Raw genomic sequence first — 14,789 nt, forward strand, 5'->3', positions numbered from 1 at the left:
TGATTGACTGACCGCTATCGCGAGCAGGCTCGCTCCCACAGTTGTTTAGCTTGCGCAGTTTTTGTGGAAAGGGCTCAGCCCGCCGAATGGCTGCTGCGAATCCGCTTGCGCGCACTGCGTGTCAGGCGGATCGACAGCATCAGCGCCGCGCAACTCAAGCCCGCGATCAAACCTTCCCACAGCCCGCTCGGGCCGCTGGCCGGACCGAACAAGTCGGTCAACCCCAACACATAACCCACCGGCAAACCGATGCCCCAGTAGGCGAACAGCGTCAGGATCATCGTCACCCCAGTGTCCTGATAGCCACGCAGCGCGCCGGCGCAGATTACCTGGATGGCATCGGAGAACTGATACAGCGCGGCATACACGATCAGCATCGAAGCGATCTGGATCACCGTCCTGTCGGGGGTGTAGATCGAAGCGATCGGTTCGCGCAGCAACATGATCAGGCTGGCCGAGAACGCCGCGAACACCAGTGCCGCGCCCAGCCCGACCTTGGCCGCAAAACGCGCCTGATAAGGATTGCCGGCGCCCAGTGCCTGACCGACCCGCACGGTCACCGCCATCCCCAGGGAATACGGAATCATGAACAGCAGTGAACTGATGTTCAGAGCAATCTGGTGCCCGGCGACCACCGTCGGGCCGAGGCTGCCGATCAGCAGGGCGATGACCGCGAAGATGCTGGACTCGGCGAAAACGGCGATGCCGATCGGCAGGCCGATGCTCACCAAGCGCTTGATCACGGCCCATTGTGGACGATCGAATCGCGCCAGTACCCGGGTGCGGGCATAGAAGGGCGCCCAGAAAGTCCAGCCGGCCATGCTCAAGGCCATGAACCACATCACGATGCCGCTGGCCCAACCGCAACCGACGCCACCCAATGCGGGCAAGCCGAAATGGCCATAAATCAGCGCATAGTTGAGCGGGATGTTCAGCAACAGGCCGCACAGGCCGATGACCATGCTCGGGCGGGTGCGGCCCATGCCATCGCTGTAGCAGCGCAGTACGTAATAAAAGGCAATGCCGGGAAAACCGAAGGCGATGCCGTGCAGGTAGCCCATGCTCGGCTCGATCAACTGCGGATCGACCTTCATCCAGTGCAGGATCGGCTCGGCGCTGAGCAGCAGTCCGCTGCCGATCAATCCGACACAGAGCGCCAGCCACAGGGCCTGGCGCACCAGCGGAGCGATCTGCTCGAACTGCGCGGCGCCAAAACGCTGGGCAACCTTGGGGGTGGTGGCCAACAGCACGCCGGACATCAACAGGTAAACCGGAATCCAGATCGAGTTGCCCAGCGCCACCGAGGCCAGGTCCCGCGGGCTGACACGCCCGGCCATGACCGCGTCGACGAAGCCCATGGCCGTGGTGGCCAGCTGCGCGATCATGATCGGCACGGCGAGCCCGAGCAGGCCCTTGAGTTCGACGCGAACCGGCGTGGTGCGAATTTGGGTGGAAGTGTCAGTTACGGAATTCACAGGCAAAGCGTCCAGAGGATTTTGATGCGCAAGGCGGCGCATTCTACGCCTTGACGCAATGGTCAGGAAAAGACTGTGTTGGGGATTTGTAATCACGGCTCGCTCCCACAGTGGCGGGGGTGCGCGGCGGGCGTTATCCGCCTACACTGCCGATCCGCCAAAGGAGCCTGCCATGCTGATTGTTGCCGACGAAAATATCCCCCTGCTCGACGCCTTCTTCGAAGGTTTCGGCGAAATCCGGCGGGTGCCGGGGCGTTCCATCGACCGCGCCACCGTCGAGCAGGCCGATGTGCTGCTAGTGCGTTCGGTGACCAACGTCAACCGCGCACTGCTCGAGGGCAGCAACGTTCGCTTCGTCGGCACCTGCACCATCGGCACCGATCACCTGGATCTGGATTACTTCGCCCAGGCCGGCATCACCTGGTCCAGCGCGCCGGGCTGCAACGCCCGGGGCGTGGTCGACTATGTGCTCGGCAGCCTGCTGACCCTGGCCGAAATCGAAGGCGTCGACCTGACTCAACGCACCTACGGCGTGGTCGGGGCCGGTCAGGTCGGAGGGCGTCTGGTCAAGGTCCTGCAGGGCCTGGGCTGGAAAACCCTGGTCTGCGATCCACCACGGCAAGCCGCAGAAGGGGGCGATTACGTCAGCCTGGAACAGATCATCGAGCAATGCGACGTGATCAGCCTGCACACGCCGCTGACCAAAAAAGGCCCGCAGTCGACCTGGCATTTGTTCGACAAGAAGCAGCTGAACCGACTCAAACCCGGTGCCTGGATGATCAATGCCAGCCGCGGTCCGGTGGTCAACAACGCGGCTTTGCGCGATGTGCTGCTGGACCGGGAAGACCTGCAAGCAGTGCTGGACGTCTGGGAAGGCGAGCCGGAAGTCGATGCGGCGCTGGCCGATCTCTGTGTGTTGGCGACGGCGCATATTGCCGGCTACAGCCTCGACGGCAAGCAGCGGGGCACGGCGCAGATCTATCAGGCGTACTGTGATTTCCTCGGCCAGCCGGCCCGGGTCAATCTGAGCGATCTGCTGCCATCGCCATGGCTGTCACAAGTGACCCTGGACGCCGAAACCGACCCGGCCTGGGCGCTGGCTATGCTGTGCCGTGGCGTCTACGACCCGCGCCGTGACGACGCGGATTTCCGCCGCAGTCTGGTCGGTAGTGTCAGTCAGCAGCGGGCGGCTTTCGATGCCTTGCGCAAGAACTATCCGTCGCGCCGGGAAATCGATGGGTTGAAGGTGCGGATCGAAGGCGAGAGCCCGGCGTTGCACCAGATCGTTACGGCCCTCGGCGCAACAGCCCTGTAGGAGCCGGCTTGCCGGCGAAGGCGTATTCATTGGCACCGCACGTCCGTAAGTCCGCACGTCGGGGTATTGCCTTCGCTGGCAAGCCAGCTCCTACAGAAAATGCGGGCAATAAAAAACCCGGCCAACAAGGGCCGGGTTCAGAAGACGGTGGCTATATCACTTTTGTTCGGCAGGCTTGACCAATCGCTTGTCCAGATCGCGGCAGGCTTTCTGGATCATGTCTTCAGTGATCGGTACTTCGCGCCCGTCCTTATCGATAATCGAGCAACCCAGAGACTGGTGTGGCTGCGTGCGGATCACTTCAATTTTGTCTTCGCTGCTGTTTTGCAAGGACATGGCCTGTCTCCTCTTCAGGTTGTGTGCCTAATGTAGAACCGTCAGGTGACCGGGCTGTGACAACTCCCTTCGATCAAATCATGGCGGCAACACCAGTCCACCAGAAATAACTCGACGTTGCTACCCGGACTTTAGATCGATAACGACTAGGGTCTGGTATAGCCGGTCATAATTAACCTGACTCATTGTGATTCACCGAGTTCCGCTCCGTTGAGCGGGTGCACGGTGAACCTGTCAATTGTTCCTGTTGGATGATGCCGATGCTTTCAGTTCGCCACCGCCGCGCCCTTCGCCTCGCCAGCCGCTTCATCGCGCCGTATCGCTGGCACGCCCTTGGTGCCTTGCTCGCTTTGATCGTCACGGCGGGCATCACCCTCTCCATGGGGCAGGGCATTCGCTTGCTGGTGGATCAGGGTTTCATGACCCAGTCACCGCACTTGCTCAATCAATCCATCGGCTTGTTCATGCTGCTGGTGATGGGCCTGGCGGTGGGCACCTTCGCACGGTTTTACCTGGTGTCTTGGATCGGCGAGCGCTGCGTCGCCGACATCCGCCAGCGGGTATTCAACCATCTGATTTATCTGCATCCGGGTTTCTACGAAAACAATCGCAGCTCGGAAATCCAGTCACGCCTGACCGCCGACACCACGTTGCTGCAATCGGTGATCGGCTCTTCGCTGTCGATGTTCCTGCGCAACCTGTTGATGGTCATCGGCGGGATCGTCCTGCTATTTGTCACCAACCCCAAGCTCACCAGCATCGTGGTCGTCGCCTTGCCTCTAGTCATCGCGCCGATCCTGATCTTCGGCCGACGGGTGCGCAATCTGTCGCGGCTGAGCCAGGACCGTATCGCCGACATCGGCAGCTACGTCTCGGAAACCCTCGGCCAGATCAAGACCGTGCAGGCCTACAACCATCAGGCGCAGGACGAGCAACGTTTTGCCGCGACCGTGGAAGAGGCGTTCAACACCGCGCGTAAACGTATTTTTCAACGTGCCTGGCTGATCACCCTGGTGATCCTGTTGGTGCTGGGCGCCGTGGGCGTGATGCTCTGGGTGGGCGGCATGGACGTGATTGCCGGGCGGATTTCCGCGGGCGAGCTGGCGGCGTTCGTTTTCTACAGCCTGATCGTGGGCAGTGCGTTCGGCACCTTGAGCGAGGTGATCGGCGAATTGCAGCGGGCGGCAGGGGCGGCGGAAAGAATCGCGGAGTTGCTGCGTTCGGAAAACATCATCGTGCCGCCGGCCAGCGACCTGGTGAAGCTGCCTGCGCGGGTGCAAGGCCATCTGCAACTGCAGGATGTGCGCTTTTCCTACCCGTCACGTCCGGAAAGCTATGCGGTCGATGGTTTGAGCCTCACGGTCAGGGCCGGTGAGACACTGGCGCTGGTCGGGCCGTCCGGTGCTGGCAAGTCGACGGTGTATGACTTGTTGCTGCGTTTCTACGACCCCGCCGAAGGGCGACTTCTGCTCGATGGCGTGCCACTGACGCAACTCGATCCACTGGACCTGCGTCGCTGCTTCGCCCTGGTCTCGCAAACCCCGGCGCTGTTTTTCGGCAGCATCGAAGACAACATCCGCTACGGTAAGCCGACGGCGACTTTGGAAGAAATTCAGGAAGCGGCAAAAATCGCCTACGCCCATGACTTCATCCAGGCCATGCCCAACGGATATCAGACGCATCTGGGGGATGGCGGGCTTGGTTTGTCCGGTGGTCAGCGCCAACGACTCGCCATCGCCCGGGCGCTGCTGGTGGATGCGCCGATTCTGTTGCTCGACGAAGCGACCAGCGCCCTTGATGCCCAGAGCGAACACCTGATTCAGCAGGCGCTGCCTAGCCTCATGAAAAACCGCACCACCCTGGTCATCGCCCATCGACTGGCGACCGTCAAGAATGCCGATCGCATTGCCGTCATGGATCAAGGGAAACTGGTAGCGGTGGGGACGCATCAGGAGTTGATTGCCAGTAATGCGCTGTATGCGCGATTGGCGGCGTTGCAGTTCAGTGATGGCAAAAGTGAACTCGATCTTCACCTGTAGGAGCTGCCGCAGGCTGCGATCTTCTGATCTTGAAAGATCGCAGCCTCGTTTCACTCGACAGCTCCTACATGGGCAGGGCGTTTAACGATTACTGATCATCAAAATACCGTTCATGCCAATCCACCAGCGGCTGCGGCGAATTGAGTTTCTGCCCGTAGATCACCGAATAAGACAGCACGTTCTGCACATACTGCCGCGTCTCGTCGAACGGAATGCTTTCCACCCACACGTCGAAACTCAGGTGGTCCGCGCCGCGCAGCCATTGGCGAACACGGCCGGGGCCGGCGTTGTAGGCGGCGGAGGCGAGGACGCGGTTGCCGTTGAACTGACTGTGGACCTGGCTCAGGTAAGCGGCGCCGAGCTGGATGTTCTTGTCCGGGTCGAACAGTTGCTGCGGCGAGGCGTAGGGAATGCTGAACTTGCGCGAAGTTTCCTTGGCGGTGGCGGGCATCAGTTGCATCAGACCGGAGGCACCGACACCGGAGCGGGCGTCGTCCATGAAGGCACTTTCCTGACGGGTAATGGCGAACACCCAGCTCGAGTGCAGACCGCGATTCTTCGCTTCACGCACCAGTGTGTTGCGGTAGGCCATCGGGAAACGGATGTCCAGATCATCCCAGTACTGGGCCTGACTGATGGTGCGAATCGCCGGGAAATACCATTTCAGGTCGTAGGCCAGTTTCGCCTGGGCGACCATCTCGTCACGACTGAAGTGGCGGCTGACGTGATACCACTCGCGACGACCGTCGACGATCTGCCCGCGGGCATGGAATTCCAGGGCGCGACGAATGCCAGGGGTGTTCCGCACCTTATTGATGGTGGCCTGGCTCAGCACCAGTGGCTTGTTGAGTAGCGAATAAGGCGATTGCGAACGGTCGGCGGCAAGAAAGCCGTAGAAGTCGCGCTCGCGAGCGAGGTTCTTGTAGAGAGTTTGGACTTCTGGATTCTGCGGCTGCGCCAGTTCCAGACTACGGGCCTGCCAGTAGCGCCAGCGATTGGTGGTGGCCAGGTCCTGAGGGAGGCGACGGGTCAGCTGATAGGCATCATCCCAACGAGCCAGGCGCAGGAGCAGGCGCATGCGCCATTCGGACACCGTGTTGTCGCGCAACTCCGGGTCGTACTTGGTCATCATGTCCAGCGCGCGGGCGTCGAAGCGGCGAGCGAGGGTCAGGCCGATTTCCCGGGCGATCGCCACTTTTTCATCGCGGGAGAAGTGCATGCTGCTGGCGTAGCTGTCGAGCAGGTTCATGGCCCGGTCCGGGTCCTGCCGGGCGAGACGGCGCAGGCCAAGGCTGACTACGTCCGACATCGCCTCGTCCGGCGGCGTGAAGCGCGACGGCTGATTGAGCAGTTCGGGATTCTGCGCCACGTCGATCAGCAGACGACCGCGAGGGGCGAGGGTGGTCAGGCCGTTTACCAGGCTGGTGGCCAGCGGGTAGTTGCGCGTCTGGGCTGCAAGCTTGGTGCGCTCCCAGCGTTTCTGTTCGGTCAATTGGCCTTCGGCGGCCCACATTCCGAACAACGCATCACAGGCTGCTGGCTGGGATTTGCCGGTCAGCCAGAGCTTGTTGGCGTTGGCGTAACCTTCGGCCTTGAGGTTGTGGCTGATCTGGTACTGCGCGTTCAGGCAGTCCAGTTCAGTGAAGTTCATCTTCGGGTCGTAATACTTGACGAAGGTCGCCCAGTCGCCGCGATCCGCCAGCCAGCGCAACCAGCGCAGCTTCATCCAGTTGGCCTGGGGCAGGTCGCCGTGTTCGGCGAGGAATTTTTCGATTTCGGCATTGCTCGCGGTTTTCAGGCGCGCGGTCAGCTCGTCATAGGCCAGGTAAGGTTCCAGCGGATAGTCGGCCAGGGCCTGGCTGTAACGGAAATAAGGACCGGTGTCGCCCTTGGCCAGGGCGCGTTTGGCTTCATCGTAATACTGGCGTTGGGTGGACAGATCCACTGCCTGGGCGGATTGAACGGCAGCGGCAGAAAGTAAAAAACACGACAAAAGATTGAAAAGGCGACTGCGCATGAGACGTCCGGACAGAAAAACCATGACAAGTGTCGACGATGCCGGCACTGAATTATCCGTAGCTTAGCCTTTTGCCAGCAGCCGGTGAAAGGTTTGCGGACCTGTCTGCATCAGTTCGCAACATTTGTACTGCAGAGTGCTTCGACAGTGAAATTGCCGGCCTTCTGAAGCCTCGATTCAGGTAGAATGCGCGCCCGGTTTTTGGAGAAGCTCATGACCCTGCTCAAATTCAGCGATGTGTCCCTTGCTTTCGGCGCTATGCCGTTGTTGGACAAGGTGTCCTGGCAGATCGCCCGTGGAGAGCGGGTGTGCATCATCGGCCGCAACGGCACTGGCAAGTCCAGCATGATGAAGCTCGTCAAGGGCGACCAGAAGCCCGATGACGGCTCCGTTTGGCGCATGCCCGGGCTCAAGATCGGCGAATTGCCGCAAGAATTGCCGGTAGCCGACGAGCGGACGGTGTTCGACGTCGTGGCTGCGGGCCTGGACGGTGTCGGTGCGCTGCTGGCCGAATATCACCACCTGAGCCAGAACATCGTCACCGACGCCGATCTGGAAAAGCTGATGCACGTCCAGCACGACCTCGAAGCCCGTGACGGCTGGCGTCTGCAGACCCTGGTCGACAGCACCCTCAGCCGCCTGCAACTGCCGGCCGACAAGACCCTCGCCGAACTGTCCGGCGGCTGGCGTCGTCGCGTGCTGCTGGCCCAGGCTCTGGTGTCCGAGCCGGATCTGCTGCTGCTCGACGAACCGACCAACCACCTGGACATCGGCGCCATCGCCTGGCTCGAAGAAGCGCTGAAGGATTTCCAGGGCGCCGTGCTGTTCATCACCCACGACCGTTCCTTCCTGCAAAACCTCGCGACCCGCATCCTCGAACTGGATCGCGGCGGGCTGATTGACTGGAACGGCGACTACGCCAGCTTCCTGGTGCATAAAGAAGCAGAGCTGGCCGCTGAAGCCACCGCCAACGCGCTGTTCGACAAGCGCCTGGCCCAGGAAGAAGTGTGGATTCGCCAGGGCATCAAGGCCCGGCGTACCCGTAACGAAGGCCGAGTTCGCGCCCTCAAGGCCCTGCGCGTCGAGCGCAGCGAGCGTCGTGAGCGTACCGGCAAGGCCAACATTCAGTTGGACACGGCGGAAAAATCCGGCAAGCAGGTAATGGTGCTGGAGAACGTGAGCTTCGCCCACCCGGACGGTCCGTTCCTGATCAAGGATTTCTCCATGGTCCTGCAGCGCGGCGACCGTATCGGTCTGCTCGGCGCCAACGGTACCGGCAAGACCACGCTGCTCAAACTGATGCTCAGCGGCTTGCAGCCCACCAGCGGCAAGGTGGAAGAGGGCACGAAGATCGACGTGGCCTACTTCGACCAGCTGCGTCACCAGCTGGATCTGGAAAAAACCGTGATCGACAACGTCGCCGAAGGTCGCGACTTCATCGACATCGACGGCCAGAGCCGCCACGTGCTGAGCTATCTCGGCGACTTCCTGTTCAGCCCGCAGCGTGCCCGCACGCCGGTCAAGGCGTTGTCAGGTGGTGAGCGTGCCCGTCTGTTGCTGGCCAAGCTGTTCAGCAAGCCGGCGAACCTGCTGGTCCTCGACGAACCGACCAACGACCTCGACGTTGAAACCCTGGAACTGTTGGAAGAAGTGTTGCTGACTTTCAGCGGCACCGTATTGATGGTCAGCCACGACCGGGCATTCCTTGATAACGTGGTGACCAGCACCCTGGTGTTCGAAGGCGAAGGCAAGATTCGCGAGTACGTCGGCGGTTACCAGGACTGGCTGCGTCAGGGCGGCTCGCCGCGCCTGTTGGGCGTGACGGAAAGCAAGTCCGGCAAAGCCGATTTGAACTCCGCGATCGTCAAGGCTGAACCGGCACCGGTTGCGCCAGTTGCCGAAGCACCGGCGGCAAAGAAGAAGCTCAGCTACAAGTTGCAGCGTGAACTGGAAGCGTTGCCAGGGCAGATTGACGACATGGAGCAGCAGATCGCTGCCGTTGAAGCGCAGATGGCGGATGCCGGTTTCTATCTGCGTCCGGCGACCGAGACAGCTGCGGTGATCGCTCAGCTGGCGCAGTTGCAGGCTGAACTCGACGTGATGGTCGAGCGCTGGGCCGAACTGGATGCGTGATTGATCCGGCCATGAAAAAGCCCGGCGTTCAGCGATGAGCGCCGGGCTTTTTCACGTCTGACCCGATCCCTGTATCTGTAGGAGCCGAGCTTGCTCGCGATGGTCGCCAACGATGACGCTGGCTACCTGAAACCCCGCGGTGCTCTGTCTACCATCGCGAGCGTGCTCGCTCCTACAGAGGTCGAGATCAGTTTTTGCTTTGCAGGCGCACCGCCAGCACATCGCAAGGCGCGCCGTGCAGGACGTCATTGGCGGTAGAGCCCAGCAGTAATGCCAGGCCATGTCGGCCGTGACTGCCCACCACGATCATGTCGCAGTTATGTTCCTTGGCCAGGTGGTGAATCTCCTGGCGCGGCTGGCCGTAGGTCAGGTGACAGTTTTCCCGGGAAAGCTCCGGATACTTCACGATCAGGCGATCGAGGCGCTCCTTGGCCTGGTCGAACTGCTGCTGTTGCAGTTGTGACAGGTCCATCGGCACGTCACCGCCAAAGGCCATGGCCATTGGCTCGACGATGTGAACCATGGACAATTTTGCGCCGTTGCCGACCGCCAGTTCGCGAGCGCGGTGGATGACAGGGTCGCACTCTTCGGTGAGATCTACAGCGACCAGAATATGATCGTAGGGCATGAGGTGCTCCTCCTGAGAAACGCAATATTGGTAAGTATGGCTGGTTTCAAGCGCATTGGTTCCAAAGTGACTCAATCCGCTCATTCAAAATCGGGAGTACAGATATGACGGTCTGGATAGTGGTGTCAATCCTGCTGGTGGTTCTCAGCCCCCTGGCATGGTTGCGCCCCTCGCGCCATCAGAGTGGTCGCATGGCCCTGCGCATGGAAGCGCGACGCATCGGCCTGGCAATGCAACTCGCCCCTCAGGAATGGCCGCACTGGCTCAGTCAGGAGCCGCCAAACCCGTGTGCGCAGTACCACCGGCCCAGACGCGGTACCCAGCCGGCCTGCTGGAGTTTCTGGCAAAAATCACCGGGCTTGTGGGTGAACCAGTGGCAGGAGCCTTGCGAGGATCGGGCGCTGCTCGATCATTTCGAAAAGTTTCCGGGCAATGTCTACAAGGTCGAGGCCGACAAACAGATGATCGCCCTGTATTGGGGCGAGAAGGGCGAGGCCGAGGTCTTGCAGCACATCGATGCCACTCTCAAGGCATTGGCGTAGCAGACCCCTGTAGGAGCGAGCATGCTCGCGATGGACGTCAACGATAACGCTGGGAGCCTGATGCCCCGCGGTGTAGCGTCCACCATCGCGAGCAAGCTCGCTCCTACACAAAGCAGAAAGCGAAAATAAAAAGCCCGACAACATCATCGGGCGGGATGGCCAGGCAGGCCGGTAAATTAATTTTGTTTCATCTCGCGTCCGGCATTCGCCAGTGGCGTACAAATCCCTTCTGAGGTTTCGCCAGCGTAGCTTGTTAAATAAAGGCTGCCGCGAATTAGGGCGACTTTTCTAATGATTGATCCTATGAATGTCTCTACATGCAAACGCATGTTTTAGGTCGTTGTCCTACAGAAATGACCGCAAAGTCGCATTTCAACCCGCATTTTGGGCGATTGACAATTGGCGGAAATTCCGTGAAGGTGGCGTACCCAAATCAAACGGGCGTATGAATTGAGCGTTTGTTTTTAAACCGCTCCTACAGAATCCCGACTATCGCGTTGGCGGGTGTGCCGGGTGGATAGGCGTAGCATCGACGAAAGACGTCCCTGCCAGCCCTTCGCCTGCTTCCGACGTGTACTGTTCAGCTTCCATATCGTGGAGATCAGTTGATGATTTACGAAGGTAAAGCCATCACGGTTAAGGCTCTTGAAAGTGGTATCGTCGAACTGAAGTTCGACCTCAAGGGTGAGTCCGTCAACAAGTTCAACCGTCTAACCCTGAACGAACTGCGTCAGGCCGTGGACGCCATCAAGGCAGATGCTTCGATCAAGGGCGTGATCGTCAGCAGTGGCAAGGACGTGTTCATCGTCGGCGCCGACATCACCGAATTTGTCGAGAACTTCAAGCTGCCGGATGCAGAGCTGGTTGCTGGCAATTTGGAAGCCAACAAGATTTTCAGCGATTTCGAAGACCTCAACGTTCCGACCGTTGCCGCGATCAATGGCATTGCGCTGGGTGGCGGTCTGGAAATGTGCCTGGCCGCGGACTACCGCGTCATGTCCACCAACGCCAAGATCGGCCTGCCGGAAGTCAAGCTGGGCATCTACCCGGGCTTCGGCGGTACCGTGCGCATGCCGCGTCTGATCGGTGTCGACAACGCCATCGAATGGATTGCCGCCGGCAAGGAAAACCGTGCCGAAGACGCGCTGAAAGTCGGCGCCGTCGATGCCGTGGTTGCCCCTGAGAAATTGCAGGAAGCTGCGCTGGAACTGATCAAGCGCGCCATTTCCGGCGAGTTCGATTACAGGGCCAAGCGCCAGCCGAAGCTGGAAAAGCTCAAGCTCAACGCCATCGAGCAAATGATGGCTTTCGAAACCGCCAAGGGTTTCGTAGCCGGTCAGGCGGGTCCTAACTACCCGGCACCGGTCGAAGCGATCAAGACCATCCAGAAAGCCGCGAACTTCGGTCGTGACAAGGCGCTGGAAGTCGAAGCCGCCGGTTTCGTGAAGCTGGCCAAGACCCCGGCTGCACAAAGCCTGATCGGTCTGTTCCTGAACGATCAGGAACTGAAGAAAAAGGCCAAGGCCTACGACGAAATCGCCAAGGACGTGAAGCAGGCCGCCGTATTGGGCGCCGGCATCATGGGTGGCGGTATCGCTTATCAGTCGGCTTCCAAAGGCACGCCGATCCTGATGAAGGACATCAACGAGCACGGTATCGAGCAGGGGCTGGCCGAAGCCGCCAAACTGCTGGTTGGTCGTGTCGAAAAAGGCCGCATGACCGCCGCGAAAATGGCTGAAGTGCTCAACGGCATTCGCCCGACCCTGTCCTACGGTGATTTCGGTCACGTGGACCTGGTGGTTGAAGCGGTCGTCGAGAACCCTAAGGTCAAGCAAGCCGTTCTGGCCGAAGTCGAATCCCAGGTCAAGGAAGGCACCATCCTCGCTTCCAACACCTCGACCATTTCCATCAGCCTGCTGGCCAAGGCCCTCAAGCATCCGGAAAACTTCGTCGGCATGCACTTCTTCAACCCGGTGCACATGATGCCGCTGGTGGAAGTGATCCGTGGCGAGAAGTCCAGCGAACTGGCCGTTGCCACCACCGTTGCCTACGCCAAGAAAATGGGCAAGAACCCGATCGTGGTCAACGACTGCCCGGGCTTCCTGGTCAACCGCGTCCTGTTCCCGTACTTCGGCGGTTTCGCCAAACTGGTCAGCGCCGGTGTCGACTTCGTGCGCATCGACAAGGTCATGGAAAAATTCGGCTGGCCGATGGGCCCGGCGTACCTGATGGACGTGGTCGGCATCGACACCGGCCACCACGGTCGCGACGTCATGGCTGAAGGTTTCCCTGACCGCATGAAAGACGACACTCGTTCGGCTGTAGACGCGCTGTACGAAGCCAATCGTCTGGGTCAGAAGAACGGCAAGGGTTTCTACGCCTACGAGGCCGACAAGAAGGGCAAGCAGAAGAAAGTCGTCGATCCGTCGGTGCTTGAAGTGCTCAAGCCAGTTGTCTTCGAACAGCGTGAAGTCACTGACGAAGACATCATCAACTGGATGATGATCCCGCTGTGCCTGGAAACCGTACGCTGCCTGGAAGACGGCATCGTCGAAACCGCCGCCGAAGCCGACATGGGTCTGGTCTACGGTATTGGTTTCCCTCCATTCCGTGGCGGTGCGCTGCGCTACATCGATTCGATCGGTGTGGCCGAGTTCGTTGCCCTGGCTGACCAGTACGCTGATTTGGGCGCGCTGTACCACCCGACCGCGAAGCTGCGCGAAATGGCCAAGAACGGCCAGAGCTTCTTCGGTTAAGCGCCCCCAACTAGAGTGAGAGTGAACTTATGAGCTTGAATCCTAGAGACGTCGTGATTGTCGACTTCGGTCGTACTCCGATGGGCCGCTCCAAGGGCGGCATGCACCGCAACACCCGTGCCGAAGACATGTCGGCGCACCTGATCAGCAAAGTGCTGGAACGCAATACCAAGATCGACCCGAACGAAGTCGAGGACGTGATCTGGGGTTGCGTGAACCAGACCCTGGAGCAGGGCTGGAACATCGCGCGCATGGCGTCGCTGATGACCCAGATCCCGCACACCTCGGCCGCCCAGACCGTCAGCCGTCTGTGTGGCTCGTCCATGAGCGCCCTGCACACCGCTGCGCAGGCGATCATGACCGGCAACGGTGACGTTTTCGTCGTTGGTGGCGTCGAGCATATGGGCCACGTGAGCATGATGCACGGTGTCGATCCGAACCCGCACATGTCGCTGTACGCGGCAAAAGCTTCGGGCATGATGGGCCTCACCGCGGAAATGCTCGGCAAAATGCACGGCATTACCCGCGAACAGCAGGACGCCTTTGGTCTGCGCTCCCACCAACTCGCCCACAAGGCGACCGTGGAAGGCAAGTTCAAGGACGAAATCATCCCGATGCAGGGCTATGACGAGAACGGTTTCCTGAAACTGTTCGACTACGACGAAACCATTCGTCCGGAAACTACCCTGGAAAGCCTGGCGACTCTGAAGCCGGCGTTCAACCCTAAAGGTGGTACCGTGACTGCCGGTACTTCGTCGCAGATCACCGATGGTGCTTCGTGCATGATCGTGATGTCGGCGCAGCGTGCACAGGACCTGGGGATCCAGCCGATGGCGGTGATCCGTTCGATGGCAGTGGCAGGTGTGGATCCGGCGATCATGGGCTATGGTCCAGTACCGGCTACACAAAAAGCACTGAAGCGCGCAGGCCTTGCTATCAACGATATCGACTTCTTCGAGCTCAACGAAGCTTTCGCCGCACAGGCCCTGCCAGTGCTGAAAGACCTGAAAGTGCTCGACAAGATGAACGAGAAGGTTAACCTGCACGGCGGCGCGATCGCCCTGGGTCACCCGTTCGGTTGCTCAGGTGCCCGTATCTCCGGCACTTTGCTCAATGTGATGAAGCAAAATGGCGGTACCCTCGGGGTAGCCACCATGTGCATTGGCCTCGGCCAGGGCATCACCACCGTCTTCGAACGCGTTTAAGCGAGTCGTTGACGGAAGCCGGGGCCAAGTGCCCCGGTTTTTGTTTTTCCGGGTTTAATTTGTTTTTATTTTGAAAAAATTTGAGTGAGGGCCGAAGCATGCCGATACAACCAGGGCTCTACCAACATTACAAAGGTCCGCAGTACCGCGTATTCAGTGTCGCGCGGCATTCCGAGACCGAGGAAGAAGTGGTCTTTTACCAAGCCCTGTATGGCGATTACGGCTTTTGGGTACGTCCCTTGAGCATGTTCCTGGAGTCGGTCGAAGTTGACGGCGAGCAGGTGCCACGCTTTGCTTTGGTGCAGGCCGAAGAGAGTGTTTTTAACAAGCCATGAGCTGAGTG

11 protein-coding genes are annotated in these 14,789 nt (G+C 60.0%); 7 read left to right on the forward strand and 4 right to left on the reverse strand.

What is annotated here, in order from left to right; all coding sequences use genetic code 11:
* Nucleotides 1–74: 74 nt before the first annotated feature.
* Nucleotides 75–1,475 (reverse strand): MATE family efflux transporter, encoded by a 1,401-nt coding sequence (locus tag ACW9JE_RS09000; RefSeq protein WP_457432551.1) that lies wholly within the window; start codon nt 1,473–1,475, stop codon nt 75–77.
* Nucleotides 1,476–1,647: 172 nt separating this feature from the next.
* On the opposite strand from ACW9JE_RS09000, the gene pdxB reads away from it, so the two are divergent.
* On the forward strand, nt 1,648–2,790 hold the full coding sequence (pdxB, locus tag ACW9JE_RS09005; protein WP_457432552.1) for a 4-phosphoerythronate dehydrogenase PdxB: 1,143 nt from the start codon (nt 1,648–1,650) through the stop codon (nt 2,788–2,790).
* Nucleotides 2,791–2,946: 156 nt separating this feature from the next.
* Here the strand turns inward: pdxB and ACW9JE_RS09010 are convergent, their stop codons facing one another.
* The gene (locus ACW9JE_RS09010) at nt 2,947–3,126 is read right to left on the reverse strand and encodes a PA1571 family protein (RefSeq protein ID WP_224533899.1); all 180 of its coding nucleotides are present in this window, start codon (nt 3,124–3,126) and stop codon (nt 2,947–2,949) included.
* Between the two features lie 251 nt (nt 3,127–3,377).
* Between ACW9JE_RS09010 and ACW9JE_RS09015 the strand changes: the two genes are divergently transcribed.
* On the forward strand, nt 3,378–5,165 hold the full coding sequence (locus tag ACW9JE_RS09015; RefSeq protein ID WP_457432553.1) for an ABC transporter transmembrane domain-containing protein: 1,788 nt from the start codon (nt 3,378–3,380) through the stop codon (nt 5,163–5,165).
* 88 nt (nt 5,166–5,253) lie between these two features.
* Here the strand turns inward: ACW9JE_RS09015 and ACW9JE_RS09020 are convergent, their stop codons facing one another.
* Nucleotides 5,254–7,182: a transglycosylase SLT domain-containing protein gene (locus ACW9JE_RS09020; protein WP_224533897.1), complete on the reverse strand. Its 1,929-nt coding sequence runs from the start codon at nt 7,180–7,182 to the stop codon at nt 5,254–5,256.
* A gap of 213 nt (nt 7,183–7,395) precedes the next feature.
* Here ACW9JE_RS09020 and ACW9JE_RS09025 point away from each other — a divergent pair, with 213 nt between their 5' ends.
* A complete protein-coding gene (locus ACW9JE_RS09025; RefSeq protein ID WP_224533896.1) occupies nt 7,396–9,315 on the forward strand; it encodes an ATP-binding cassette domain-containing protein in 1,920 nt (639 codons plus the stop codon).
* Between the two features lie 187 nt (nt 9,316–9,502).
* On the opposite strand, the gene ACW9JE_RS09030 is transcribed toward ACW9JE_RS09025, so the two are convergent.
* Nucleotides 9,503–9,943 carry a universal stress protein gene (locus ACW9JE_RS09030; RefSeq protein WP_224533895.1) on the reverse strand — a complete coding sequence of 147 codons (441 nt, stop codon included), beginning with the start codon at nt 9,941–9,943 and terminating at the stop codon, nt 9,503–9,505.
* Between the two features lie 104 nt (nt 9,944–10,047).
* On the opposite strand from ACW9JE_RS09030, the gene ACW9JE_RS09035 reads away from it, so the two are divergent.
* From ACW9JE_RS09035 to ACW9JE_RS09050, 4 genes are all read left to right on the forward strand, one after another.
* Nucleotides 10,048–10,485 (forward strand): hypothetical protein, encoded by a 438-nt coding sequence (locus tag ACW9JE_RS09035; protein WP_224533894.1) that lies wholly within the window; start codon nt 10,048–10,050, stop codon nt 10,483–10,485.
* Nucleotides 10,486–11,093: 608 nt separating this feature from the next.
* Complete coding sequence (gene fadB / locus ACW9JE_RS09040) at nt 11,094–13,241, forward strand: fatty acid oxidation complex subunit alpha FadB (RefSeq protein WP_224533893.1); 2,148 nt, start codon at nt 11,094–11,096, stop codon at nt 13,239–13,241.
* 29 nt (nt 13,242–13,270) lie between these two features.
* Complete coding sequence (fadA, locus tag ACW9JE_RS09045) at nt 13,271–14,446, forward strand: acetyl-CoA C-acyltransferase FadA (protein ID WP_224533892.1); 1,176 nt, start codon at nt 13,271–13,273, stop codon at nt 14,444–14,446.
* A gap of 98 nt (nt 14,447–14,544) precedes the next feature.
* Nucleotides 14,545–14,781, forward strand: coding sequence for a DUF1653 domain-containing protein (locus tag ACW9JE_RS09050; protein ID WP_224533891.1), 237 nt, complete (start codon nt 14,545–14,547; stop codon nt 14,779–14,781).
* Nucleotides 14,782–14,789: the final 8 nt, after the last annotated feature.

This window comes from Pseudomonas sp. SDO55104_S430 (genome assembly GCF_054070595.1).

Excerpts from the sequence above, each read along its gene's own strand:
- fadA (WP_224533892.1), top strand. The coding sequence starts at position 13,271 with ATGAGCTTGAATCCTAGAGACGTCGTGATTGTCGACTTCGGTCGTACT.
- ACW9JE_RS09025 (WP_224533896.1), top strand. The coding sequence starts at position 7,396 with ATGACCCTGCTCAAATTCAGCGATGTGTCCCTTGCTTTCGGCGCTATG.
- ACW9JE_RS09020 (WP_224533897.1), bottom strand. The coding sequence starts at position 7,182 with ATGCGCAGTCGCCTTTTCAATCTTTTGTCGTGTTTTTTACTTTCTGCC.
- ACW9JE_RS09030 (WP_224533895.1), bottom strand. The coding sequence starts at position 9,943 with ATGCCCTACGATCATATTCTGGTCGCTGTAGATCTCACCGAAGAGTGC.
- fadB (WP_224533893.1), top strand. The coding sequence starts at position 11,094 with ATGATTTACGAAGGTAAAGCCATCACGGTTAAGGCTCTTGAAAGTGGT.
- ACW9JE_RS09035 (WP_224533894.1), top strand. The coding sequence starts at position 10,048 with ATGACGGTCTGGATAGTGGTGTCAATCCTGCTGGTGGTTCTCAGCCCC.
- ACW9JE_RS09015 (WP_457432553.1), top strand. The coding sequence starts at position 3,378 with ATGATGCCGATGCTTTCAGTTCGCCACCGCCGCGCCCTTCGCCTCGCC.
- pdxB (WP_457432552.1), top strand. The coding sequence starts at position 1,648 with ATGCTGATTGTTGCCGACGAAAATATCCCCCTGCTCGACGCCTTCTTC.
- ACW9JE_RS09010 (WP_224533899.1), bottom strand. The coding sequence starts at position 3,126 with ATGTCCTTGCAAAACAGCAGCGAAGACAAAATTGAAGTGATCCGCACG.
- ACW9JE_RS09050 (WP_224533891.1), top strand. The coding sequence starts at position 14,545 with ATGCCGATACAACCAGGGCTCTACCAACATTACAAAGGTCCGCAGTAC.